This is a genomic window from Azospirillum thiophilum (assembly GCF_001305595.1).
Classification (GTDB): Bacteria; Pseudomonadota; Alphaproteobacteria; order Azospirillales; family Azospirillaceae; genus Azospirillum; species Azospirillum thiophilum.
The window spans coordinates 124407-149012 of sequence record NZ_CP012403.1; the positions used below are offsets into that span (position 1 = coordinate 124407).

At 68.0% G+C, this 24606-nt stretch carries 18 protein-coding genes; 12 read left to right on the plus strand and 6 right to left on the minus strand.

Annotated elements, in window-relative coordinates; all coding sequences use genetic code 11:
• The first annotated feature begins 17 nt into the window (after window positions 1-17).
• The 5 genes from AL072_RS19825 (at window position 18) to pseG (ending at window position 10600) form a co-directional block, all read left to right on the plus strand.
• Window positions 18-2330 (plus strand): NADP-dependent malic enzyme, encoded by a 2313-nt coding sequence (locus tag AL072_RS19825; protein ID WP_045584531.1) that lies wholly within the window; start codon window positions 18-20, stop codon window positions 2328-2330.
• Window positions 2331-2397: 67 nt separating this feature from the next.
• A complete protein-coding gene (locus AL072_RS19830) occupies window positions 2398-4419 on the plus strand; it encodes a tetratricopeptide repeat protein (RefSeq protein WP_045584532.1) in 2022 nt (673 codons plus the stop codon).
• Window positions 4416-8453, plus strand: coding sequence for a tetratricopeptide repeat protein (locus AL072_RS19835; protein ID WP_045584533.1), 4038 nt, complete (start codon window positions 4416-4418; stop codon window positions 8451-8453). Before AL072_RS19830 ends, AL072_RS19835 begins: the two co-directional genes overlap by 4 nt.
• Window positions 8454-8612: 159 nt before the next feature.
• The gene (locus AL072_RS19840) at window positions 8613-9338 is read left to right on the plus strand and encodes a nucleotidyltransferase family protein (protein WP_045584534.1); all 726 of its coding nucleotides are present in this window, start codon (window positions 8613-8615) and stop codon (window positions 9336-9338) included.
• A 158-nt stretch (window positions 9339-9496) separates the two neighbouring features.
• Complete coding sequence (gene pseG, locus AL072_RS19845; protein WP_045584535.1) at window positions 9497-10600, plus strand: UDP-2,4-diacetamido-2,4,6-trideoxy-beta-L-altropyranose hydrolase; 1104 nt, start codon at window positions 9497-9499, stop codon at window positions 10598-10600.
• Window positions 10601-10643: 43 nt separating this feature from the next.
• Here the strand turns inward: pseG and AL072_RS19850 are convergent, their stop codons facing one another.
• The gene (locus tag AL072_RS19850) at window positions 10644-11153 is read right to left on the minus strand and encodes an RT0821/Lpp0805 family surface protein (protein WP_045584536.1); all 510 of its coding nucleotides are present in this window, start codon (window positions 11151-11153) and stop codon (window positions 10644-10646) included.
• A gap of 171 nt (window positions 11154-11324) precedes the next feature.
• On the opposite strand from AL072_RS19850, the gene AL072_RS19855 reads away from it, so the two are divergent.
• Genes AL072_RS19855 through AL072_RS19865 form a run of 3 tightly spaced genes read left to right on the plus strand, consistent with a single transcriptional unit; the run spans window position 11325 to window position 14443 of the window.
• A complete protein-coding gene (locus tag AL072_RS19855; protein ID WP_045584537.1) occupies window positions 11325-12941 on the plus strand; it encodes an acyl-CoA synthetase in 1617 nt (538 codons plus the stop codon).
• A 4-nt stretch (window positions 12942-12945) separates the two neighbouring features.
• Entirely contained in the window at window positions 12946-13683 is a 738-nt protein-coding gene (locus AL072_RS19860; protein WP_045584538.1) for a sulfite exporter TauE/SafE family protein, read from the plus strand.
• Between the two features lie 55 nt (window positions 13684-13738).
• Window positions 13739-14443 carry an ABC transporter ATP-binding protein gene (locus tag AL072_RS19865; RefSeq protein WP_045584539.1) on the plus strand — a complete coding sequence of 235 codons (705 nt, stop codon included), beginning with the start codon at window positions 13739-13741 and terminating at the stop codon, window positions 14441-14443.
• A gap of 39 nt (window positions 14444-14482) precedes the next feature.
• Here the strand turns inward: AL072_RS19865 and AL072_RS19870 are convergent, their stop codons facing one another.
• On the minus strand, window positions 14483-16291 hold the full coding sequence (locus AL072_RS19870) for a tetratricopeptide repeat protein (RefSeq protein ID WP_045584540.1): 1809 nt from the start codon (window positions 16289-16291) through the stop codon (window positions 14483-14485).
• 132 nt (window positions 16292-16423) lie between these two features.
• Between AL072_RS19870 and AL072_RS19875 the strand changes: the two genes are divergently transcribed.
• The 4 genes from AL072_RS19875 (at window position 16424) to AL072_RS19890 (ending at window position 20186) form a co-directional block, all read left to right on the plus strand.
• The gene (locus AL072_RS19875) at window positions 16424-17488 is read left to right on the plus strand and encodes a L,D-transpeptidase (protein WP_052710287.1); all 1065 of its coding nucleotides are present in this window, start codon (window positions 16424-16426) and stop codon (window positions 17486-17488) included.
• 97 nt (window positions 17489-17585) lie between these two features.
• Window positions 17586-18455, plus strand: coding sequence for a branched-chain amino acid ABC transporter permease (locus AL072_RS19880; protein ID WP_045584541.1), 870 nt, complete (start codon window positions 17586-17588; stop codon window positions 18453-18455).
• Window positions 18452-19456 (plus strand): branched-chain amino acid ABC transporter permease, encoded by a 1005-nt coding sequence (locus AL072_RS19885; RefSeq protein ID WP_082109217.1) that lies wholly within the window; start codon window positions 18452-18454, stop codon window positions 19454-19456. The genes AL072_RS19880 and AL072_RS19885 overlap by 4 nt, the downstream gene beginning before the upstream one ends.
• Window position 19457: 1 nt before the next feature.
• Window positions 19458-20186, plus strand: a complete 729-nt coding sequence (locus AL072_RS19890; RefSeq protein ID WP_045584542.1) for an ABC transporter ATP-binding protein — start codon at window positions 19458-19460, stop codon at window positions 20184-20186.
• Window positions 20187-20196: 10 nt separating this feature from the next.
• Here the strand turns inward: AL072_RS19890 and AL072_RS19895 are convergent, their stop codons facing one another.
• The 4 genes from AL072_RS19895 to AL072_RS19910 all read right to left on the minus strand — a co-directional run bounded on the left by AL072_RS19895 (window position 20197) and on the right by AL072_RS19910 (window position 24462).
• Window positions 20197-21006: a family 16 glycosylhydrolase gene (locus AL072_RS19895; protein WP_052710288.1), complete on the minus strand. Its 810-nt coding sequence runs from the start codon at window positions 21004-21006 to the stop codon at window positions 20197-20199.
• A 158-nt stretch (window positions 21007-21164) separates the two neighbouring features.
• A complete protein-coding gene (rodA, locus tag AL072_RS19900) occupies window positions 21165-22331 on the minus strand; it encodes a rod shape-determining protein RodA (protein WP_045584543.1) in 1167 nt (388 codons plus the stop codon).
• A gap of 155 nt (window positions 22332-22486) precedes the next feature.
• Window positions 22487-23686, minus strand: coding sequence for a GGDEF domain-containing protein (locus AL072_RS19905; protein ID WP_045584724.1), 1200 nt, complete (start codon window positions 23684-23686; stop codon window positions 22487-22489).
• A gap of 146 nt (window positions 23687-23832) precedes the next feature.
• Window positions 23833-24462: a TetR/AcrR family transcriptional regulator gene (locus tag AL072_RS19910; protein ID WP_245636937.1), complete on the minus strand. Its 630-nt coding sequence runs from the start codon at window positions 24460-24462 to the stop codon at window positions 23833-23835.
• Between the last annotated feature and the right edge of the window lie 144 nt (window positions 24463-24606).

The window sequence follows — 24606 nt, forward strand, 5'->3', positions numbered from 1 at the left end:
CCGGAGGAAGAGACCCGATGTCCGGCGATTTTGAGGCGATGGCGCTCGAGTATCACCGCAACCCGCGGCCCGGCAAGCTGGCGATCGTCGCGACCAAGCCCATGGCCAACCAGCGCGACCTCGCGCTTGCCTACTCGCCGGGCGTGGCCTACGCCTGCACCGCCATCGCCGAGGACCAGTCGAAGGCGGCGGAGTTGACCTCGCGCGCCAATCTGGTCGCCGTTGTCACCAACGGCACCGCCGTTCTGGGGCTGGGCCACATCGGTCCCTACGCCGCCAAGCCGGTGATGGAGGGCAAGGCCGTCCTCTTCAAGAAATTCGCCGGCATCGACTGCTTCGACATCGAGCTGAACGAACTGGACGTCGACGCGCTGGTCGACACCATCGTGCGGCTGGAGCCGACCTTCGGCGCCATCAACCTGGAGGACATCGCCGCCCCCGCCTGCTTCGAGATCGAGCGGCGCTGTCGCGAGCGGATGAAGATCCCGGTGTTCCACGACGACCAGCACGGCACCGCCATCGTGGTGGGTGCCGCCGTGCTGAACGGTCTGGCGCTGGTCGGCAAGGACATCTCCAAGGTCAAGGTCGTTTCCACCGGCGGCGGGGCGGCGGGCATCGCCTGCCTCGACCTGATGCTGTCGCTCGGCGTGAAACGCGAGAATGTCTGGCTGGTCGACCGCATCGGCGTGGTCCACAAGGGCCGGAACGAGGAGATGAACGAGTACAAGGAGGCATACGCGCAGGAGACGGAGGCCCGGGCGCTGGCCGAGGTCATCGATGGCGCCGACATCTTCCTCGGCCTGTCCGGAGCCAAGGTGCTGAAGCCGGAACTGCTGGCCCGCATGGCCGACAAGCCGCTGATCCTGGCGCTCGCCAATCCCGAGCCGGAAATCATGCCGGACCTTGCCCGCGAAGCCCGGCCGGACGCCATCATCGCCACCGGCCGTTCCGACTTCCCGAACCAGGTCAACAACGTCCTGTGCTTCCCCTTCATCTTCCGCGGCGCGCTGGACGTCGGCGCCACCACGGTGAACGAGGAGATGAAGATCGCTGCCACCCACGCCATGGCCAACCTCGCCCGCGCCGAACCGTCGGACGTGGTGGCGGCGGCCTATGTCGGCGAAACGCTGCGCTTCGGGCCCGACTACATCCTGCCCAAGCCTTTCGACCCCCGCCTGATCGTCGAGGTGTCGTCGGCCGTCGCCCGCGCCGCCATGGAATCGGGCGTCGCCACCCGGCCGATCGCCGATTTCCGCGCCTACAAGGACCAACTGAACCAGTACGTCATCCGCTCCGGCCTGTTCATGAAGCCGGTCATCACCAAGGCCAAGACCGCGCCCAAGCGCGTCGTCTACGCCGAGGGCGAGGATCCGCGCGTCATCCGCTGCGCCCAGGTCGCGGTCGACGACGGCATCGCGCATCCGGTGCTGATCGGCCGCCGCGAGGTGATCGAGCGGGTGATTTCCGAGATGGGCCTGCGCCTCAAGATCGGCCGGGACGTCGAGGTGATCGAGATCATCCGCGATCCGCGCTATCACAATTTCACCGAGCATTACCGCAAGTTGATGGGCCGCCGCGGCGTCTCGCCCAGCCATGCCGCCAACGTGGTCCGCACCCAGCCCACCGTCTTCGGCGCCCTGATGGTCCGCCGGGGCGAGGCCGATGCGCTTGTCTGCGGCACCACCGGCCGCTTCAACGAGCATTGGGCACATATCTGCGGCCTGATCGGCCTGCGGGAGGGGGTGAAGGTCGCCGCGACCATGAATGCGCTGATCTCGCAGAAGGGCGTCCACTTCATCACCGACACCTACGTCAACCCCGACCCGACTGCCGAGCAGGTGGCCGAGATCGCCCGGCTGGCCGCCGACGAGGTGCGGCGCTTCGGCATCGAACCGAAGGTCGCCCTGTTGTCCCACTCCAACTTCGGCAGTGCCGATACCCCGTCGGCCCGCAAGATGCGCGCTGCCGTGGAACTGGCGTCGGAACAGATGCCGGATGTCGAGATCGACGGTGAAATGCATGCCGACGCGGCCCTCGCCCCGGCGATCCGCAAGGAGGTGCTGCCGGACAGCCGCCTGAAGGGAGAAGCGAACCTGCTGGTGATGCCGACGCTGGACGCCGCCAACATCGCCTTCAACATGATGAAGATCCTGGGCGAGGCGCAGAATGTCGGCCCGATCCTGCTGGGGATCCAGCGGCCGGTCCACATCGTCACCCCGTCGGTCACCACCCGCGGTCTGGTCAACATGACCGCCGTCGCCGTGGTCGACGCCCAGTTGGCCGAGCCGGTGAACGCCGCCCCGACTCCGCCGGTGGGTGTGGGGCCATAAGCCCCCACCTTCCGCTTCACCGGAATCGTGCTATCCCTACCCCGTAGCCAACAGGGATGGCACGGGCATGAAACGCAAGCAGCGCAGTTCCGGCACCGCCGCCGGCAAGTCCGCCGCCACGGCCATGGCGCTGGTCGGGCAGGCGGTGCCGCTGCATCAGGCCGGCCGTCTGGCCGAGGCGGAGGCGCTCTACCGTCAAGCCCTCGCCGCACAAGCCGGGCAACCCGACGCCCTGCATCTGCTGGGCATGATCGCCTGCCAGACCGGCCGCTTCGCCGAGGCGGCCGACCTGATCGGCAAGGCCGTGGCGGCAAGGCGTGACGTTCCCGACTACCATGCCAACCTCGCCTACACCCTCCAGGCGTTGGGCCGCCCGGCGGAGGCGGAGCGGGCGGCCCGCAACGCGTTGCGCCTGCGCACTCCGTTCCCCGAAGCGGCCAACACGCTGGGCAATGCCCTGACCGCCCTGGGCAAGGCCGAAGAGGCCGAGACGGCCTATCGCGCCGCCCTGGGCGCCCGCCCGGACTATGCTGAGGCGGAAGGCAATCTCGGCGCCATCCTGCGCAACCTTGGGCGGCCGGCCGAAGCCGAACCGTTGCTGCGCCATGCGCTGGCCGCCAATCCCGGACTGACGGAGGCACGTGCCGCGCTCGGTCTCGCCCTGCTGGACCTCGGGCATGCCGATGAAGGGGAGGCGACCTTGCGCGCCGCCCTGGACCGGCGCCCCGATCATGCCTCGGCCGTGCTGGCGCTGGCCGGGTCTCTGCAACGCCGCGGCGGCGACGCGATGCCAGCCTACCGCCGCTATCTGACGCTGGAGCCGTCGGATGCCGATGCTTGGAACGGCTATGGCCTCTCGCTTCAGCAGTGCGACCGTATCGCCGCTGCCGTCCAGGCCGTTTCCCATGCCCTGAGGCTGGCACCGGGGATGGCGGAGGCGCTGACCAATCTCGGCACGCTCCATCGCATCCAGGGCCAGCCCGTTCGGTCCGCCGCCCTGCAACGCCAGTCCCTGTCCCTGCAGCCAGGCTATGCCGCCGCCCATACCAATCTGGCACTCGCCGTCCAGGATCTGGGTGACGAGGCCGACGCGGAACGGGCGTTCACCCGTGCGCTGGTAGCCGACCCGCTACAGGCGCTCGCCCGTTTCGACCGCGCCATCCTGCGCTTGCGCCAAGGCCGGTTGGCCGAGGGATGGCAAGACTATGCCGCCCGCTTCGACTCGAACCGGCTGTGGCCGAAGCGTCCTCTTCCGATGCCGGAATGGCAGGGCGACGATCCGGCTGGACGCCGCCTGCTGCTGTGGGCGGAACAGGGGCTGGGCGACGAACTCATGTTCGGCGGGCTGCTGACACAGGCCATTGCTCGTTTCGGCGCCGATGCCGTCATCGTCGAATGCGAACCACGGCTGGTCCCGCTATTCCGGCACTCCTTCCCCGGCGTTGCCGTGCGGGCACCGACGCGGCGGCCGACCGATGCGGACTGCCATCTGCCCTTCGGTTCGCTGCCGCGGATTTTGTGGCCGAGAGTGCCCGATCCTCCCCCGCCTGCCGGCTGGCTGAAAGCCGATCCGGAACAGGTCGCCTTCTGGCGGGCGCGACTGAAAGGCCTTGGAGCCGGTTTGACGGTCGGTGTCGCCTGGACCAGCCGGCGGGTCACCACCGAACGCCGCCGGTCCTACACCGACCTGGAAGAGTGGATCCCGTTGCTTCGCTTGCCCGGCCTGCGGGTGGTCAGCCTGCAATATGACGGGCGGGAGGATGAGATCGCGGCGGTGGAGCATCGCCATGGCGTGTGCCTCCATCGCTGGGGCGACCTCGACCAGACCGCCGACCTGGAGGGCACCGCCGCATTGATGGCGAACCTGGATTTGGCGGTCACCGTCGCGTCTTCCGCCGGGGAGATGGTGGCGGCGTTGGGCGTGCCGGTCTGGCGGCTCGGCCGGCGGGACTGGACCCAGCTCGGCACCGCTGTCAGGCCCTGGTTCCCGACCATGCGCTGCATCTCTCCCAACGCCGGCGATGATATTGGTAGCAGCATTCCAATGGTAATCCAGATTCTTACAAAATTTTCCCAAGGTGCACTGTGAGCGTTGCCGACTGGTTTGCCGAAGCTCTCCGCCACCACCAGAACGGCGCGTTGGATGCTGCAGAACCGCTCTACCGGCGGATTCTGCAAGCCGAGTCCAATCACGTCGACACGCTGCATCTGCTCGGCGTTCTCACCCATCAGCGCGGCGACAATGCAGAAGCCATTGCCTTGATTGACAAAGCGGTCGAAGCGGCGCCGGGGGTGGCGGACTATCACGCCAACCGCGGCACCGTGCTGCAACGGCTCGGCCGACTGGCGGAAGCGGAAGCGGCGCTGTGGCGGGCGCTCGACCGAGACGCCGCTCATGTCGGCGCCCACTTCAATTTGGGTCTCGTGCTAGCCGGGCGGGACCGGGTGGCGGAGGCCGCGGAGCATTATGCCGAAGCTGCCCGCCTATCGCCGAATCTGGCCGATGCCCACCTGAACCTCGGCGCCGCTCTGCAAGGGCTCGGCCGGGCAGAAGAAGCGCTGGCCGCCCATGGGCGGGCGGCAGACCTGTTGCCCGGCGACCCGCGCCCCTGGACCAACCGGGCGATCAGTCTGCGTCATCTCGGCCGGCTGGCGGAGGCTGCGGAGGCGCTGGGCATCGCGACGGCGCTCGGTGGCGGTGCCTCCGATCCGGCGACGTTAGCGGCGCTGGCCGCGGCACTGCATGCCGCCGGGCGTCTGACCGATGCTGCGGAGCGCTATGCCGACGCTCTACGCCTTTCTCCGCAGGACTCCTTCTGTCTCAATGGCTTGGGGCTCTGTCTTAAAGGCTTAGGACAGCTCGATGATGCCGCGACCTGCTTCGATGCGGCGCTGGCAATCCAGCCCGGCCATGCCGAGGCGCTGGACAATTTCGGCAGCATCCGCAACGCCCAGGGACGCTATGCCGAGGCGGAGGCCCTGCATCGCGAGGCGATCCGCTACCGCCCGGACTTCGCCGGGGCATGGAACAATCTCGGCAATGCACGCCACGCCGCCGGCCGCACGGCCAACGCTTGGCCGGCATGGCGGATCGCTCTGGCGCTCGATCCGGGCCTGCCGGAAACCCACACCAATTTCGGCAATGCCCTGCGCAGCGCCGAACGCTTCGCCGAGGCCGAGAGGTCGCAACGCCACGCCATCCGGCTGGCTCCGCTGGAGGCCCCCGCGCGCAACAATCTCGGCCATCTGCATCAAGGCCGCCACGACCATGCCGGCGCGGCCGGGGCCTATTACAGTGCATTGGCGCTCGACCCTGCCTATGGCGAAGCCTGGAGCAATCTGGGACTCACGCGCCAGCGCCTGGGTGACGGTCAGGGGGCGGAGCGCTGCTACGACCGTGCCCTGCATCTGCGCCCGGACCTGTCGCTGTCCCACTTCAACAAGGGACTGCTGCGGCTGGAGGCCGGCGACCTCGACCGGGGATGGCCGGGGTATGGCTGGCGCTTCGGGTCGGGGCAGGTCGGGCAGGGACGCCAGCCGCGTGCCCAGGCATGGCGCGGCGAGGATCTGATCGGCCGCCGCCTGATGATCTGGGGCGAGCAGGGGGTGGGCGACAGCATCCTGTTCTCCCCACTCTGCGCCGACATCGCCGGCCGTGCCGTCTCCACCATCCTGGAGGTCGATCCCAGGCTGGTGCCGCTGTTCACCCGCTCCTTCCCGAACCTGCGGGTGCGGGCGGAGGTGCTGGACGGGCAGGGCCGCGAGGCGATGGCGATCCCGGACTACGACCGCCATGTGCCGATGGGGTCGCTGCCGCGCGTTCTGCGCCGCCGGCTGGCGGACTTCCCTCCGCGCCCCTCATGGCTGGTGCCGGATGCGGCCTTGGTGGAGCGTTGGCGGGAGCGGTTGGCCAAGCTCGGACCGGGGCTGCGCGTCGGCATCGGCTGGCGGAGCCAGATGATGACGGTGGAGCGCAGCGTCGCCTACCTGCCGCTCGACACCTGGGCGCCGCTGTTCGCCCTGCCCGGCATCCAGTGGGTGGTGCTGCAATATGGCGAGGTCGAAGCGGAAATCCTGGAGGCCGAGCAGCGCTTCGGTATCCGCCTGCATCGCTGGGACGATCTCGACCGCAAGGACGATTTCGACGGCGTCGCCGCGCTGATCGCCGGGCTGGACCTCGTGGTTTCTCCCGCCATGTCTGTGGGCGAACTGGCGGGAGCCCTGGGCACACCGGTCTGGCGCTTCGGCAGTCGCGACTGGACCCAACTCGGCACGACGATCCGTCCCTGGTATCCGGCGATGCGCCTGTTCCAGCCGCGCCCCGGCGAACCGTTCGCCGCGACACTGGCCGATATGGCCAAGGCCCTGCAAGCCCTCTCGCCACCCGCTCCCCGCATCCCGCCGGTGAAGAGGATACCTGATGAAACGGCGCAGGAACTGGCGGGGCAGGCAGCGTCCCTGCACCGGCAGGGACGGTTTGCGGAAGCCGCCAACCGCCACCGGGAGGTCGTTGCCACCAATCCGGCCGATGCAGCCGGCTGGACCAACGGCGGCGTCACCCTGCTTCGGCTCGGCCGGCACGTGGCGGCCATGGCGTGGCACCGGCGGGCACTGGCTTTGCGGCCGGCCCTGGCCGAAGCGCTGAACAATCTCGGCGTGGCTCTGCAGGCGACGGGCGCGGCCGACGAGGCGATGACGGCCCATCGCCATGCCGTTCGCCTGCGTCCGTCGGTCGCCGAAAGTTGGGGCAATCTGGCCGCCGCCCTGCTGGCCGCCCGGCGCTATCCGGAGGCGGAAGCCGCCTGCGCCCATGCCATTGCCCTGTCGCCGACCCTGGCCGGGGCGCTGACCACCGCGGCCGCCGCGCTCAAGGGGCGGGGACGCTTTGCCGGGGCCGTGCTGGCGAGCCGCCGTGCGCTGCGCATCGCCCCACTGTCCGCCCGGAGCTGGTCGAACCTGGGCATGGCGCTGGCCGGGCTGGCCCGCTGGGACGAGGCGCTGCACGCCCACCGCCGCGCGGCGGCGCTGGCTCCCGACCTGCCGGACGCCATGCTCAACCATGGGCACACGGCATTGGTGCGGGGTGAACGCCGCCTGGCCCGCGCTTGCACCGAGCGCACCCTGCGGTTGGCGCCGGGACAGGCGGAGGCCCGGACAAACCGCGGACTGCTACGGCTGGCCGATGGGGAGCTTGCCGGCGGCTGGGACGATTACGCCCATCGCTTCGCCACCGGCAACACCGTGGGCCGGCATTTTTCCATTCCGGAATGGAGGGGGGAGGATCCGGCCGGCCGCCGCATCCTGGTATGGGGAGAACAGGGGTTGGGCGACGAGATCCTGTTCGGCACCGCACTGACCGATCTGGTCCGCCGGGCCGGCAAGCTGGTGGTCGAATGCGATCCACGGCTGGTCGGCCTGTTCGCCCGTGCCCTGCCGGGCGCCGATGTGCGGGCACCGACGTCCGACCCGCGGGATGCCGATGTCCATGCACCGATGGGGAACGTCGCGGCGTGGCTGCGGCCCAGCCTGGAAAAATTCGGCCTGAAACAATTAGGCCAAAGACAATTTTCGGACGCGGCGCCGTTCCTGACGCCCGATCCGGCCCTCGCGGCGGATTGGCAAGGGCGGCTGGCGGCGCTGGGGCTTGGTTTGCGGGTGGGGATCTGCTGGCGCAGTGGCCGCGTCACGGCAGACCGGGCCGGCTCCTATACCGATATCGAGCAATGGAAACCGGTCCTTGCCGTGCCGGGCGCCGTCTTCGTCACCCTGCAATATGATGGCGACGATCCGGAGCGGGCGGAGGCGTTGCGCCGTTTCGACACCGCCCTCCATCATTGGCCCGATTTGGACCGGCGCAACGATCTGGAGGGGATGGCGGCGCTGATCGCCGGCCTCGATCTCGTCATCACCGCGCCGACCTCGGTGGGCGAATTGGCAGCGGCGTTGGGCACACCGGTCTGGCGGCTCAGCGGAGCCGGGGATTGGTCGGCGCTGGGTACACCGGTGCGTCCCTGGTTCCCGGCGATGGCGCTGGTCGGCGATCAGCGCGGCCAGGACGCCGCTCTTGCGGGGGTGGCACGACGGCTCCGCCGTCTGGCCGGGACCGGCCCGATTGCGGCATGACCGTCTATGCGGCTCCCGTCCCGCACAATTCCGCATTGCGCTTCGCCCGCGCGCCCTTTATCGACTATGGCCGCCGGACGCCGCGCAGGGTGGATGACCCGGCGCCTGCGCCGTCGTAAGCTGACCGGCATCAGCAGGGTTTCAGGGAAAGGACGGTCGGTGCGGTCCGAGGACGCTCTTGCCAATATCGACGTCGCGGTGCTCGCCGGTGGGCTGGGTACGCGCATCCGGGGTGTTCTGGGCGACACGCCCAAGGTGCTTGCCCCGATCGCGGGCCGCGCCTTCCTGGGCCATCTGCTCGACTATCTGTCGACCTACGGCTCGCGTCGCGTGGTGCTGTGCCTCGGTCATCTGGCCGACCGGGTGACCGCCTGGCTCGCCCGCGGCGATTCCGCCGGCACCATCGACGTCGTGTGCCAGATCGAACCGCGCCCGCTCGGCACTGCCGGCGCGCTGGGCTATGTCCGCAAGGAGTTGCGCAGCAGCACGATCCTCGTGGTGAACGGCGACACCTTCCTTGATGCCGACCTGCGGGCCTTCATCGCCTCCCATCGGCTGTCCGGGGCGGAGGCGTCGGTGCTGTGCGTGACGGTCGAGGATTCCTCCCGCTTCGTCCGGGTGGAGATCGGACCGGACAGCCGGATCCGCCGCTTCATCGACAAGGTCCCGGGTGCAGGCACCATCAACGCCGGGGTCTACCTGTTCTCCGCCGCCTTCCTCGACCGGTTCATCGCGGCGGGTGCGGTATCTCTGGAACGCGACGTGCTGGAAACACTGCCGCCCGGCACCCTCAACGCCCACATCGCCAAGGCCCGTTTCCTCGACATCGGCACGCCTGAAAGCCTTGCCACCGCAGCCAGCGTGATCGCCGGCCGCGAGTCCTGACGCGCAGGAACTGCACCGCAAGCCCGTTCCTGCGATTTGTCCCCCGTTCCGTACGCGGTCTGGCGCTGGACAGTCGCATGGTGCCGCGCCAAGATGCACCCCGACTCGAATCGCACGCCTCGGCCCGACCGCCGCCGCGTTTCCTTCGGACAAGCGCCATGGCCGTCATCCTCATCCGTGCCGACGCGTCGCCCACCATCGGCACCGGCCATGTCATGCGCTGCCTCGCCGTGGCTGAGGCCCTGCGCGAGCAGGGACACGAGACACTGTTCGCCGCCGTGGAATCCACCCCCGCCATCGACCGCCGGCTGTCCGCAGACGGGTTCCGCCATGTCGCCATTGCCGGTCCGGTCGGGGAGGCGGCGGATCTGGCCGCGACCCGTTCGCTGCTTCGGCGGGAACATGGCAGCGCGGTCATGATCGACGGCTACCGCTTCGGCGAGGCCTACCGTGCCGGCTTGCAGGCGGCCGGCGCCCGCGTGCTGGCCTGGGACGATCTCGGCGACGGAACGCCGCTGCACGCCGACCTCGTCGTCAATGCCGCTCCACAGGCGTCGACCCTGCCTTATGACGCGATGGCGCCGGGCGCGCTGCTGCTGCTCGGCCCCGGCTACGCGCCGCTGCGCCGCGAGTTGCGTCTGGCGGCGCGCGAAAGGCGGCGGCCGGTTGGCGAGCGTCGGGTGCTGCTGGTGACCTTCGGCGGCTCCGACCCGCTCGGCCTCACCGGTCCGGTGCTGGAGGCGCTGGCCGCCGGCAGGCCCGATGGCTGCCGGCTGGTGGCCGCCGTCGGCGGCAGCAACCCGCGAGCGGCCGAACTGACGGAACTTGCCGTCCGCCTTGGCCGGCAATTCGGCGTCGACCTTTCGGTCGAAGTCGATTGCCCGCGCATGGGTGCGTTGATGGCCGACAGCGGGCTGGCCGTATCGGCCGGCGGCGGCACGATGGGAGAACTGGCAGCGCTGACGGTGCCGACCCTGCTGGTGGTGACCGCCGACAACCAGGCGATGGCCAGCGGCGACGCTTCGGCGCTCGGCTGGTGCGCCGTTTTGGATGCACGCGGAAACAGCCCTGCGGACGCCGCGGCGATCATCGCTGCCCAAGCCCTCGCCCTCTGGGCCGATGCCCCGCGCCGCCAGCGCATGCAGGACGCCGCCGTAGCACTGCCGCTGGACGGAGACGGCGCCCTGCGGATCGCCCGTGCCCTGACCGGCCCGCCCCCCAGGGTCGGCAGCACCGGCCGGCGTCGGACGGCGCTTGCCTGATCAACCTGCGGCCGTGCTCACGCCCCCCACATAGATCACGTCATCAGCTGACGACGCGCCAGCTGCCGTCTCCCTGCTGGCAGGCGGTGCCGAAGCCCTGCTGGGTGCGGCCCTGCACCACGATGGTGGTCTGGTACTCGCGGCAGAGCTGGCCCTGCGGCCCGGTGCCCTCGCGAACCGGCGTATAGCTGCCGTAATTGCCGGTGTCCGGGTTGTTCCAGCGCACGGTGCTGCCGGTGGGAGCCGCATAGGCGTTCATCGCCGCCTGATTGGCATAGGTCTGGTCGGCCCGGTCGAGCGAGGCGCCCGCCGCATTGCCGAGCGCTGCACCCAGCAGCGTGCCGACCCCGACCGCGACCAGCTTGCCGCTGCCGCCACCGAAGCGCGAACCGGCGAGGCCACCGACCACGCCGCCCAGCACCGTGCCGGCCGTCTGCTTGTTGGCGCTGACGCCGCCATAGGAGTCGCCGTATCCCGGCTGGGCGCAGCCGGCAAGCGGGGCCGCGAGCAGGCTGGCGGACAGTGCGGCGGCGAGGATGGGGCTGGCTTTCATGGTGGCTCTCGTCCTGTTTTGGATCGTCACGAAACACTGCGTTCCTGACGACATCAACATGGCAGACCCGCAACTTATTCCCCGCGCGTGACGCGGTGCCTCGCTTGCCCCTATGATCCGCTAAACGGTTCCAGGAAGGAATCGACGACAATCCCTTGGGAGGGAACGAACATGCTGCCCAACGCGGACAGCTATGACGGGATGGCCCGCGCATTCGCCTGGCGCGTCCCCGACCGCTACAACATCGGCGTCGACGTTTGCGACCGTTGGGCGGAGGCCGAGCCGGACCGGCTGGCGCTGATCCATATGCGACGCGACGGCGGGGCCGAGGAGTACCGTTTCGCCGACATCCGCGCCCTCTCCAACCGCTTCGCCAACGCGCTGGACGCGCAGGGCGTGGTGCGTGGCGACCGCGTCGGCATCCTGCTACCCCAGGCCCCGGAAACCGCGGTCAGCCATGTCGCCGTCTACAAGCTGGGCGGGGTGGCGGTGCCACTGTTTTCGCTGTTCGGGGTGGAGGCGCTGGAATACCGGCTGGCCAATTGTGGCGCCCGCGCCGTGGTGACCGACGCCGCCGGTGCAGCCAAGATCGCGCAGATCCGCGACCGTCTGCCGGAACTGCGCGCAGTCTTCCGCATCGACGGTTCGGGTCCTGGTTGTCTCGACTGGCATGGGCTGTGCGACGCCGCTTCGGACGATTTCACCCCTGCCGACACCGGCCCGGACGACCCGGCGCTGATCATCTACACGTCAGGCACCACCGGCCAGCCGAAGGGGGCGTTGCATGCGCACCGGGTGCTGCTGGGCCATCTGCCCGGCGTCGAGATGTCGCACGACCTGTTTCCGCAGCCGGGCGACCGAATCTGGACGCCGGCCGACTGGGCGTGGATCGGCGGCCTGCTCGACGTGCTGCTGCCGGCCTGGCATCACGGGGTGACCGTCGTCTCCCACCGTTTCGAGAAGTTCGACGCCGAGGCCGCCTTTGCACTGCTGGCCGAATTCCAGGTGCGCAATGCCTTCCTGCCGCCGACCGCGTTGAAGATGATGCGGGCCGTGCCGGACCCGGGTGCGCGCCACGCCATCGCCATGCGCTCCGTCGCCAGCGGCGGCGAGACGCTGGGAGCCGGACTGCTCGACTGGGGCCGCCAGACCTTCGGGGTGACCATCAACGAGTTCTACGGCCAGACCGAATGCAACATGATCGTCTCGTCGGCCGCCACGCTGATGCAGCCGAAGCCCGGCATCATGGGGCGGCCAGTTCCCGGCCATGACGTGGCGGTGATCGACGGCGACGGCAACCGGCTGCCGCCCGGCCAAATCGGCCTGATCGCCGTCCATCGGCCCGATCCGGTGATGTTCCTCGGCTATTGGAACAATCCCGACGCAACCGCGGCAAAATTCATCGGCAACTGGCTGGTCACCGGCGACCAGGGCGAATTGGACCAGGACGGCTATATCCGCTTCGTCGGGCGCGACGACGACGTCATCACCTCGGCGGGCTACCGCATCGGCCCCGGCGAGATCGAGGATTGCCTGATCGGGCATCCTGCAATCCGCATGGCCGCGGTGGTCGGCGTGCCGGACCCGCTGCGCACCGAGATCGTCAAGGCCTTCGTCGTGCTGCAGGAGGATGTGGTTCCCGACGATGCCCTGGTCGCTTCGATCCAGCAGCATGTGAAGACCAAGCTGGCAGCCCATGAATATCCGCGCGCCATCGAATTCGTGGAAAGCCTGCCGATGACCACCACCGGCAAGATCATTCGCCGTGAGTTGAGGAACCGCTCGTAACATTATGATGGAAATCATTTTATTGACTGCTGCCTTCCTGGCCGGTGCAATGAATGCCGTTGCCGGTGGCGGAAGCTTCCTGACCCTGCCGGCGCTGATCTATGCCGGGGTGCCGCCGGTCGCCGCCAACGCCACCGGGACGGTCGCCCTGCTGCCGGGCTATGCCAGCGGGGTCTACGGCTATCGCCACGATCTGGCGCCGGTCGGAACCATCGGCCTGCCGCTGCTGTCGGTTGTCAGCCTTGCCGGCGGGCTGGCCGGGGCCGGGTTGCTGCTGGTCACGCCGGATTCGGTGTTCAGGAATATCGTGCCCTGGCTGCTCCTGATCGCGACCGGACTGTTCGCCTTCGGCAACATGCTGGCGCAGCGGCTGCGCCGTCTTGGTCTGCACGGCGACGGGGCGATGCTGGGCACGCTGTTCGCGGTATCGGTCTATGGCGGCTATTTCAACGGTGGACTCGGCATCCTGCTGCTGGCGCAGTTGAGCCTGTTCGGCATGACCGACCTGAACGCCATGAACGGGTTGAAGAACCTGTTCTCCGCCGTTCTGACCGCCATCGCGGTGGCAGCCTATGCGGCGGGCGGGGCGGTGGACTGGCCGAAGGCGCTGCTGATGACCGTCGCCGCGGTCGCCGGCGGCTATGTCGGTGCGCGGCTGGGGCGGAAAATCCCCAAGCAGGTGCTCCGCATGTGCATCATCGCCGTCGGCTTGGTGATGAGTGCGGTGTTCTTCCTGAAATGATCGCGCTATAGAGGCGCTTCCCGCCATTGGACCCGCTGCCCCCGGACCCGTTGTCATGCTGATCGTTTCCGACCTCGACCTGTATTATGGCGATGCCCAGGCGCTTGACGGCGTCACGCTGGAGATCGCCACCGGGGCGACGACCGCCATCGTTGGCGCCAACGGGGCGGGCAAGACCTCGCTGATCCGCGCCATCGCCGGCATCCTGAAGCCGGCGCGCGGCAGCATCCGCTTCAAGGACCGCGAGATCGTCGGCCTGCCCAGCCACATCGTCTGCGATCTCGGCATCGGGCAGGTGGCGGAAGGGAGGCAGATCTTCCCCACCCTCAGCGTACGGGAAAATCTGGAGATGGGCGCCGTCATCCCGCGCGCGCGCGCCACGGCGAAGCAGACCTACGACCAGATGTTGGATCTGTTCCCCCGCCTGCGCGAAAGGCTGGATCAGGCGGCCGGCACGCTGTCCGGCGGCGAGCAGCAGATGCTGGCCATCGGACGCTGCCTGATGGGCAAGCCCGACCTGATCATGTTCGACGAGCCGTCGCTCGGCCTGTCGCCGGCACTGGTACAGGAGTTGTTCCGCATCATCAGGGCACTGGCGGCCGACGGCATGACGATCATCCTGGTCGAACAGAATGTCGCCGCCTCGCTGCGGATCGCCCGGCACGCCTATGTGCTGGAGAACGGTCGCATCGTGCTGTCCGGAACCGGCGAGTCCTTGCTGGCCGATCCGGCGGTGAAACAGGCGTATCTGGGATTGTAGGGGCGGGGGCAGGGCGTCGAAACCCTGCCCGAGCCCGCGTCAGAACAGTCCCTGCGCCTCCTGCGCATAGCCCAGCAGACGTTCCACCGATTTGGCTCGATTGCCCGTCTCGGCGAAGCGCTTGCAGGCGGCTTCCGACGCCTCCGCGCACTTCGCGTCATCCACGGCCAGCATCACCGCGCGATCGAGGAAGGCCGCCTCGTCGGCCACGGTGAAGCCCGGACCACTCACACCGGCAACGTCGCCCTGGGCGTAGGTCACCACCGGCACTCCCTCGGCAAGCGCAAACGCGGCGCTGCCGCCGCCGCCTTGGCGCGGTGGGTTGAGGTAGGCGGTCGTCGTCCGGTAGAACCCGCGGATCCCATCCACATGACCGAGCGCATGCATCCGCGGGGCGTTTCGAGCGGCGGCAATGCGGTCCGGCAGGTCCTGTACCGTCCCGGCAAAGGCGACATGAGCGTCCGGCAGCCGGTCGAGCAGCCGGTCGAGCATCTCCAGGAAATCCACACCGACCTCCTGGTCGAGCCGGTTTCCGACGACGGCGAAGACCGGGCAGTCGGCGGGCAGGCCGAAATCGGCGCGGCTGCGTGTCGTTCCGCCATTCGGGCCGCCATCCGGCAGGGTCCAGCCGAAGGAGAATGGGCGGAAGCGGGCCCGGTCATCCTCCGGCCAGCCAACAGCGCCATCCTCCGGCGCATAGCCGAGCAGCAGCGTGGCAAGCGATGGCGGCAGCCCGGAGGAGGTCGGCAGGAACACCACCGGGCGACTGCGCGCGAACAGGTCGGCGACGACGTTGGAGCCGCCGAATGCAACGATCACGTCTGGATCGAACCGTTCCACCGTATCGACAATGGCGGTCAGCTTCTCCTCGTCGAAGCGGGGCTGCGGGAAGGAAACCATGCGCACCTGGGCACCCTGGGCGGCCATGACCTGTTCGCCGTCATACTCTTCGGTGACGTTGTAGCTGTATTCGGGAACGAAGCCGTTCTCGCCCGCCACGGCCATGGCGTTGGGGTTGATGATCACGACCTCGCAACCCTGCTCGTCCTGCAAACGGCGGGCATAGTCGAAGGCGTCGGCGGTCGGCTGATGTCCCTCGCCCAGCATCTGGTTGGTGATCAGCGCCACCCGTTTCACCGTGCTGCGCGGAGCCGCCCGACTCAGCAGCACGTCCAGACCGTAGCGGCGAACGGTCTCCTCCACCAACAGACGGTAGAAACGGCGGAATTCGCCACTGGTGAAGCCGCCGACGTCACCCGACCGCACGTCGCCATGGAACAGACGCATGGCGATGCCCCAATAGGCGTAATGCATCGACGGTACCGAGAATCGCAGCGGATCCTCCAGCGCGGCGGCGACCAGCGTGCGATAATGGGCGATGTCGCCGGTCAGCAGGAACAGCAGCGACTGGCGCCGCATCACGTCGGACATGGCGTAATGCGCATCGACCTCCGCCGCTGCAGCATGCCGGATGTCGTCGTCGTAGCGGCGGATCAGGTTCGCCAGCGCACCGACATTGCCCCACCCCTCGCCTTCGTTGGTCAGCAGGGTCAGTGCGCGGGCGAAGCTCAGGGCCGCTTCGCGCTGGCGGCCGCAGGCATGCAGGGCATGCCCGAGATTGGCATGGAACAGGGGGGAGGAATCGTCACCCGCCACGGCTTGGCCGATCCGGTCGACCGCCTCTTCCGCACGGCCGGATTGCAACGCGATGACGCCCAACAGGTGCAGCGCGTCAGGATGGCCGGGCGAGGCGTCAAGCACGTCGCGGTACAGGCGCTCCGCTTCCGCGGTGCGGCCGGCGCGATGATGTTCCGTCGCGACGGCCAACGTCTGCTCGATCTGGTCCATGATGCACGTCCTTAGCTCTCGGGGCCCTGCTCTCGGGTCGACTTGGTCTCGGGGAGGGTGGCCCTCGTTCCCCGCAGACCGTCGGCTCATGTTGTTTACCCTGTTTTAGGAGACGCGCGTGCAACTTTCCGCATGCCTGGAATTACGATCATCCGGGGAGGGACCGGTTCCATCCCGACGACAGCCGCAGCGGCAACCCTGGCGCGCTGCCTTGTCCGCGGCTTCCTCGCCTTTGCCGCAGCCACGCTTCCTGCTGCCGGCGCCGGCCCGGCGTTGGCGCAGCAGGCAACGGCAGGCGGGCCGTCCATTGCCATCAGTCTTGCCGACCGCCGCCTCTATCTGACCGGTCCGGACGGCGTGACGCGCAGCTTTCCGGTCGCCATAGGCCGGCCGGGCGTGCCGATCCCGATCGGCGACAGCACCATCCAGCGCAAGCGCCGCAACCCGACCTGGAGACCGACCGCGCATCAGCGTCGCGACAAGCCCTCGCTGCCCCGGGCGGTGCCGCCGGGACCGAACAACCCGCTGGGCGCATACGCTCTCGATCTCGGCTGGCCGGCAATCGCCATTCACGGCACCAACGAGCCGGATTCGGTCGGCCGACAAGCCAGCGGCGGTTGCTTCCGCATGCTGCCTGCCGACATCGAGACCGTCTTCGCCGTGGCCGGGGTCGGTACCCCGGTGCGGGTGGTGCGGGCCTCGCTGACTGGCAGCGCTACCGAGGCTCCGATTGTCCGGCCGCCGGCACCTGTGCCGGCCACCGTCAGGACCGCCCCGCCACCGCCACAGACCATTCCCGCCGCCGTCGCGCCCCCGCCGGTCCCTATGCCGGCCATACCACCCGTCCCCGACCCGCACTGCGAATCGGTGACGGCGCCGCTCCGGCGGATGATCTGCGACATTCCAGCCCTCGCCCTGCTCGACGGCCGGGCCCGCGGGATGCAGGAGCGCTTCCTGACGGGCGTTGCCGATCCTGCCGCCCGCGCGGCGGCGGCCTATGCCCTGATCCAGGACGAACGCCGTTTCCACGAGCGGATCGCCGCCCTCTGCTGGGTCCGCAGCGGGACGGAGGGCGACCCGGCGGTGGCCGCGGCGGCGCAAGCCTGCCTGAGCGCTTTCCTCGGTCACCGGCTGGACGACGTGGCGGAGCGGATCGTCGGCCTCGGAGGCGGCACCCGGCTGGCAAGCCGGCCATAGACGCCCGTGAAATGTCGGCATGCAGTCATTCTGTCTTGCCTGGACCAACGGGGACTGCTAACCCGCAGAGCCCCACCGTTCGGACAATCCGCCACCCATGCCGATCGACTATTACCTGAACATCGCGGCCTCCGGGTTGCTGACCGGCCTCGTCTATGGGCTGGCGGCGCTGGGGCTATCGGTCATCTTCGGCGTGGTCCGCGTCGTCAACTTCGCCCATGGCGAGATGATGGTGGCGGGCATGTACGGCGCCGTGCTGCTGGGCGGCTGGTTCGGGCTGGATCCACTGCTGTCGGCACCGATCATGGCGGCCCTGCTGTTCGCCTTCGGCTGGCTGCTGCAACGCGGGCTGGTGAACAAGTTCGTCGAGCGGCCGGAACACATGCAGTTCATCCTGCTGCTGGGCATCGCCACCATTCTGGTCAACGGCATGCTGATGCTGTTCGGGCCGGATGCCCGCAACGTCCAGGTGCCCTACAGCTTCGACACGGTGGAACTGGGGCCGATGCTGCTGGACGCCGTGCGGCTGCGCGCCGGGGCAGCGGCCATCCTGGTGGCGGCGGTGCTGTTCGCCTTCTTCCGTTTCAGCCGGACCGGCAAGGCGATCCGCGCCTGCGCCGACAACCCGCTGGGCGCGCGGGTCGTCGGGCTGAACATCGACGGGCTCTACGCCCTGACCTTCGGCATCGGCGCCGCGGTTGTCGGCGTGGCCGGTGCCCTGATGACGCTGCTGGTCGATGCCCGTCCGCAGCTGGCGCCGGAATACACGCTGCTGAGCTTCATCATCGTCATCGTCGGCGGGCTGGGCAGCCTCCCCGGCGCGCTGCTGGGGGGCGTGCTGATCGGCGTGTCCGAGGCACTGGCTGGATTCCTGCTGACGCCGTCCCTGAAATCCCTGTTCAGCTACGGGGTGCTGATCGTGGTGCTGCTGCTGCGCCCGCAAGGGCTGTTGGGGAAACGGGCATGAACGGGCTGTCGGGAGTGACCGGGCGCGGCATGGCCCTGCTGGTGCTGGCCGCGGTGGGCCTCGCGGCGGCGCCCCTGTTCGCCGATCGCTATATGGTGTCGGTGCTGACCACCGTGCTGTGGTTCGCCTATGTCGGGCAGGCCTGGAACGTGATGATGGGCTTTTCCGGCCTGCTGTCGCTCGGCCATGCCCTGTATGTCGGGCTGGGTGCCTATGTCAGCGCCGCGCTGTTCGTGCATTTCGGCATAGGCCCATGGGCCGGCATGGTGCTGGCGATGCTGGCCGCATCGGCGGCGGGCTGTTTCATCGGTTTCCTTGGCTTCCGCTTCGGGGTGAAGGGCGTGCATTTCGCCCTGCTGACCATCGCCTTCGCCGAGGTGGCGCGCGTCGGCTTCGATCATATCACCTGGGTCGGCGGCTCCGGCGGCTTCTTCCTGCCGGTGGAAGCAGGGGTAAGCGATCCGTTGAACATGCGCGGCTCACCGCTGTTGTTCTATTACGTCGTGCTGGCGCTCGTGCTGGGAGCGCTCGCGCTGTCGCGGGTGCTGCTGCACAGCCGGCTGGGCTACCAGTGGCTGGCGGTGCGCGAGGAGCCGGACGCGGCGGAGGCGTCGGGCGTCGATCTGTTCCGCGCCCGCATGACGGCGGTGGCAGTGTCCTCGGCGCTGACGGCGCTGGGCGGCGTGTTCCAGGCCTTCTACTTCAACAACCTGTTCCCCGAGCAAGTCTTCTCCATGGGCCGCTCCATCGAGATCATACTGCCGGCCATCGTCGGCGGCATCGGCACGCTGATCGGCCCGATCCTGGGCGCCTTCATCCTGACCCCGCTGGGCGAGCTCCTGACCTTCCTGATCGAGGCCGGCGGGCTGGATCTGCCGGGGCTGAAGCAACTGTTCTACGGCGTGGCGCTGGTGGTGATCGTCGTTTACCGGCCGGACGGCGTGTGGCCTTGGCTGGCCCGCCGTCTGCGTCTGGTGCGCCAGCCGGGGGAGGGCGCCTGAGATGGCCGGACTGCTCGAAGTCGACAACCTGTCCAAGCGCTTCCGCGGCCTCAAGGCCGTGTCGAACGTCAGCTTCACCGTGCCGGAAGGGCGGATCCTGGCGTTGATCGGCCCGAACGGTGCCGGCAAGACCACGACCTTCAACCTGATCGCCGGCGTTTTCCCGGCCGACGAGGGCAGCGTCACGCTGAAGGGCCGCAATCTGACCGGGCTGAAGCCCAATCAGGTCTGTGCCGCCGGCATCGGCCGCACCTTCCAGATCGTCAAACCGTTTGGCCATCTGTCGGTGGAGGAGAATGTCGTCGTCGGCGCCCTTGCCCGCGAAAGATCGGTGGAAACCGCGCGCCTTCAGGCCCGCGCCGTGCTGGAGCGGCTGGAGCTGGCCGATCAGGCCAACCGTCCGGCGCGCAGCCTGACCCTGCCCGACCGCAAGCGGCTGGAGGTCGCACGTGCGCTCGCCACCCGGCCGACCCTGCTGCTGCTGGACGAGGTTCTGGCCGGCCTGCGCCCGACCGAGGTGGACCGCATGGTCGGGGTACTGCGCGACCTGAACCGGCGCGAGGGACTGACCATCCTGATGATCGAGCATGTCATGCGAGCGGTGATGGCGCTGTCCGACCGCGTGGTGGTGCTGGACCATGGCGAGAAGATCGCCGACGGAGCGCCGGCGGAGGTCGTCGCCGACCCCCGCGTCGTCGAATCCTACCTTGGCGCCGAAGAACAGGGCTGACAGGGGCCCGTCAGTTGCTGAGATTGGCCGGATCCTCGCGGAAGGTGACGGCGGCGACCTCGGCGGTCAGGGCGTGGCCGGGATAGGTGAAGCGGCGCAGCCACTCTGTTTCGCCCGATGCGCTCCAGAAGCGCAGCATCAGGCGGCCGGGCATGCGCGGCAGATCCTCCGGCTTGGCGGAGACGCGGTGAACCGGCTTGCCGTCGACCGTCCAGACGATGCCGTCCGGCTTCCAGTCGAAACCATAGCTGTGGAAGCCCTTGGAGGCGTCGAAGCCGAGGTCGATCACCGTGTCGCGATGTCCGACGCCGTTGGCGACATAGCTGATCTCCAGCCTGGTGGTGTCCTTGCCGGCGATGCCGAGCGTGATCTCGTCCCACGGATCGCCGAAGGGCGGCCCGGTATAGTGGGAAACCGAGGTCATCACCCCGTCGGCCTTCACCGCCTTCAGCGACACCGCATAGCTGCCGAACCCGTAGAAGCGATGGGTGCTGTATTCGCCGCAGGAATAACGGTCCCGGCCGCCGATCCCGTCGCTCACCGACAGGGCGAGGTGCCCCTTCCGGAAGGTCACGTTGGCGCGGTTCCAGGAGCAATTCATGTGCTCGCCGCTCTTCCAGCCGTCCGACCGCTGCCACCGTGACGAGTCGAAGCCGGACGCCGTCTCGCTGAAACTGCCGCCGACATGGCTGAACAGGCTGTCCGCAGCCGCCGGCCCGCCCGCACCGGTCAGCAGGGCGGCGACGCCGGCCCCGATCAGGAACGTTCCCGAAACTCCCCGTCGATTCTTTCGACTGCGACCATGATTTTCGCTGCGCATGGCCATTCCTCCCGCTGCGACCGGGCCGGCGCGCAATTTCGGTCGGCCCCCACCCCGATATCGCGAGCGCGAGGCCGGGCAGCAACGGCGCGGGGGGAGTGCGCCCGCAGTCCGGCGGGCTTACCCTATCCGTGCCAACCCATGGAACTTGAAGAGCCTCAAACGTCGGTGACGCCGCTCTTGGGAATCCGGATCTCACGGTGGACCGACATGCTGAGCAGCAAGCCGACGCCGATCATCAGCGTCATCATCGCCGACCCGCCATAGGACACCAGCGGCAGCGGGATGCCCACCACCGGGATCACGCCCATCACCATGGCGACGTTGACGAAGACATAGAGGAAAAACTGCGCCGTCATGCCCACCGCCACCAGCCGGCCGAACTGGCTGCGGCTGCTGAGCGCGATGACCCAGCCATAGATGAACAGCAGCAGATAGAGCGCGAGCAGGGTGAGTGCCCCGACCATGCCGAATTCCTCGGCCAGGACGACGAAGATGAAGTCGGTGTGCTTTTCCGGCAGGAACATCAGCTGGCTCTGCGAGCCGGACATGAAACCTTTCCCGAACAGCCCGCCCGAACCCAGCGCGATCTTGGATTGCAGGATGTTGTAGCCGGCACCGAGCGGGTCGGTCTCCGGATCGAGGAAGGTGTAGACGCGCTGCTTCTGGTAATCGTGCAGGAATTCCCAGGCGACGGGAATGGCGCCGAGACCGCCGCCGATCACCAGCAGGAACTTCCACACTCGCACACCGGCGGCGAAGAAGATGGCGCCGCTGCCCAGGATCAGCAGCAGCGAGGTGCCCAGGTTCGGCTGCATCAGCACGAAGGCGACGGGCGTGAAGACCAGCAGCAGCGGTGGGATCAGCAGCAGCGGCCGGCCGATCTGGTCCAGCGTCACCCCGTGGAAATAGCGGGCGAGCGCCAGAGTCAGCGCTGGTTTCATCAACTCCGACGGCTGGAGCTGGAAGAACCCCAGGTCGATCCAGCGCTGGGCGCCCATGCCGATGCGGCCCATCAGTTCCACCGCGATCAGCAGGCAGAGGACGACGAAGAAAATGACGTAGGCCGATTTCATCAGGTGCCTGATATCGACCAGAGCGATGCCCAGCATCAGGACGAAGCCGGGAATGGCACGCACCAACTGCGGCTGGGCCCAGGGCTTCCAATGACCGCCGGCGGCGGAGAAGAGCAGGCCGACCCCCACCGCGGTGATTGTGCAGACCAGCAGGACCAGCCCCCAGTTGATGAGCCTGAACTTGGTGCCGAGCGTCAGTTGGGAACGCTGCGGCTCCAGACCGCCGGAGCCGAGATTGGAAAGGACCACGACAATACGCCGATGTTGCCGGAAGGAACGTTGCCGGGCCGGGAGCCGGCCGGGTGAAACCGGCGCGGATAATGCGGCAAGCGGCCCTACGGGTAAAGCCGGCCCTTTTGTCGGTCACTTTTTGTTACCCGGCCCAGGGGTTCGTCCGCTCCTGTTCAGGCCGTGACCGGTGCCGCGCTCGGCTCTTCCGCAGGCCGGAAGAAGCAGACCTGATTCCGCCCGGCATTCTTGGCGCAATAGAGCGCATCGTCGGATTGGGCGATCAGGTCCGAGAATTCGCTGTGTTCGGCGGTCATGGCGACGCCGCCGATGCTGCAGGTCACCGTCACGGCGCGCTCCGCGCCCAGCGGGCCCAACTGGCGTTCGATGGCGCCGCGCAGCCGCTCGGCCAGCAGCAACCCGTCCTCCGCCCCGGTTTCCGGCAGCAGCAGCGCGAACTCCTCTCCACCGATCCGGCCGATGATATCATCCTGCCGGACCTGCCCGACGCAGCAGCCGGCGACCGCCAGGATCACCCGGTCGCCGAAGGGGTGGCCGGCGCGGTCGTTGATCGACTTGAAACGGTCGATGTCCAGGATCAGGACGGTCAGGTCGCGGCCGTAACGGCGGGCGCGGCGGAATTCAATCTCACCCAGTTCGAACAGACGGCGGCGATTCAGGACACTGGTCAGCCCGTCGGTATGGGCCAGCTTGGTCAACTCACGATTGAACTCGTCGCTGGCCATCAGGACATAGTTGATGGCACCGATGATGGTTCCCAAGAAGGACAGGACGAAGACCGCCCGTTCGATACGGTCGTCGACGAGCTGTCCGACCGGTGCCTCACCTTGGACCATTCCCGCGCCCATACGGACCAGATAGATCCCGGCGAGACCGATCGACATGATGCCGGTGACATAATGGGGAACACCGCGATCCTCGTAACGGACGAGAATCTCGAAGGCGATGGCCAGCAGCACGACGGCCGCAGCCAAGCTGGCCAACATGCGCACCCCCGACAGGTCGCTGCCGGCCAGCATGAGCAGCAGGCAGCCCAGAGCGACCCCGCTGCCGGCCGCAAGTGGCCACTGGCGCCAGACCGGTCGCTCCTGCAGAAGTCGGACACTGGTGTAGTTCAGGGTGAGGCCGGCAATGCCAACCCCGTTGGCGAGCGGAACCAACAGCTCCGGCGCATTGTCGGCGCGCATCCCGACGATCAGGAAGGCAAGTCCCAACAGGAACTTGCCATAGGCGTAGGCACGCAGCGAGTCGCGGATATGGCGGGGATACCGGCCCGAGGCCACGGCGATGGAGAGACCGACGGCAAAGCCGATGACGGTGATGATCTGCGCGATGAAGGTCGTGTCGATGTTCATGCGCAGAGCCATCGCGATCGATTACGCCAGTATGTCTTCGGCACGCTATAGGAAGCCTTGGTCTCTGACAAGTCGTGCCAAGCGAACTCTGAGTGTCAATTCTTTAATGTTATCAGTCGATTGTTATTACCCTTAACCGTTGGCTGTCAGGGCCTGTCCGGTGCATAGCCCTTCACGAACAGGTCCACCGCGGCATCGACGAAGCGCTCCAGTTCGGCATCACCCGGCCGCTCGCTCAGGCACAGCAGCAGCTTCATGTGCATGTTGGCCTTCAACAGGCCAAAATACTGGTGGGTAGCGAGATCGGTGTCCGTGATCGCCAATTCGCCTTTGCGCGCCGCCTCGGCCATGAACTGGCGACCGCGGAGAAAGGTCTCCGCCGGACCGCTGTCATAGAAGGCCTGGGCCAGTTCGGGCTGGCGCAGGACCTCGCCCAACACCATGCGATACAGTCCCAGAGCCTTCGGCGATGCGATGAAACGGACGAAAGTCCGGCCAATCAACCGCAACCCGTCCGTCACCGGCAGTTCCATCGCCTCATCCCAGACATTCGTCAGGACCGAGTTCGCGCATTCGCAGGCGACCATCGCCCGGAACAGTTCTTCCTTGCTGCCGAAGTGGGCGTACAGCGTCGCCTTGGAAACATTCGCCCTCTTGGCGACCGCATCCATGCTGACGGCGCTGTAGCCATGCTCCAGGAACAAGGCTCCCGCCGCCTCCATGATCTGGGCCGGCTTCGATCCTGCTTCGGGAGTGGGGGCAACCAGAGTGGTCATGCGCGCCTCGCCTGAGTCCATATCCTTGGCCCCTACCGCTTTCCGCATCGCCGGACAACCCCCCAGGCATGTGTTTTATGAAAACTAAACCGTTCAGTTCGGTCTTGACAACAGATAGGCCGTCCGCCATTTTCCGGCAAGACT

Excerpts from the sequence above, each read along its gene's own strand:
- AL072_RS19860 (WP_045584538.1), top strand. The coding sequence starts at position 12,946 with ATGATGGAAATCATTTTATTGACTGCTGCCTTCCTGGCCGGTGCAATG.
- AL072_RS19880 (WP_045584541.1), top strand. The coding sequence starts at position 17,586 with ATGCCGATCGACTATTACCTGAACATCGCGGCCTCCGGGTTGCTGACC.
- AL072_RS19895 (WP_052710288.1), bottom strand. The coding sequence starts at position 21,006 with ATGCGCAGCGAAAATCATGGTCGCAGTCGAAAGAATCGACGGGGAGTT.
- AL072_RS19830 (WP_045584532.1), top strand. The coding sequence starts at position 2,398 with ATGAAACGCAAGCAGCGCAGTTCCGGCACCGCCGCCGGCAAGTCCGCC.
- pseG (WP_045584535.1), top strand. The coding sequence starts at position 9,497 with ATGGCCGTCATCCTCATCCGTGCCGACGCGTCGCCCACCATCGGCACC.
- AL072_RS19865 (WP_045584539.1), top strand. The coding sequence starts at position 13,739 with ATGCTGATCGTTTCCGACCTCGACCTGTATTATGGCGATGCCCAGGCG.
- AL072_RS19890 (WP_045584542.1), top strand. The coding sequence starts at position 19,458 with ATGGCCGGACTGCTCGAAGTCGACAACCTGTCCAAGCGCTTCCGCGGC.
- AL072_RS19850 (WP_045584536.1), bottom strand. The coding sequence starts at position 11,153 with ATGAAAGCCAGCCCCATCCTCGCCGCCGCACTGTCCGCCAGCCTGCTC.
- AL072_RS19910 (WP_245636937.1), bottom strand. The coding sequence starts at position 24,462 with ATGACCACTCTGGTTGCCCCCACTCCCGAAGCAGGATCGAAGCCGGCC.
- AL072_RS19870 (WP_045584540.1), bottom strand. The coding sequence starts at position 16,291 with ATGGACCAGATCGAGCAGACGTTGGCCGTCGCGACGGAACATCATCGC.
- AL072_RS19875 (WP_052710287.1), top strand. The coding sequence starts at position 16,424 with ATGCCTGGAATTACGATCATCCGGGGAGGGACCGGTTCCATCCCGACG.
- AL072_RS19825 (WP_045584531.1), top strand. The coding sequence starts at position 18 with ATGTCCGGCGATTTTGAGGCGATGGCGCTCGAGTATCACCGCAACCCG.
- AL072_RS19855 (WP_045584537.1), top strand. The coding sequence starts at position 11,325 with ATGCTGCCCAACGCGGACAGCTATGACGGGATGGCCCGCGCATTCGCC.
- AL072_RS19885 (WP_082109217.1), top strand. The coding sequence starts at position 18,452 with ATGAACGGGCTGTCGGGAGTGACCGGGCGCGGCATGGCCCTGCTGGTG.
- AL072_RS19905 (WP_045584724.1), bottom strand. The coding sequence starts at position 23,686 with ATGAACATCGACACGACCTTCATCGCGCAGATCATCACCGTCATCGGC.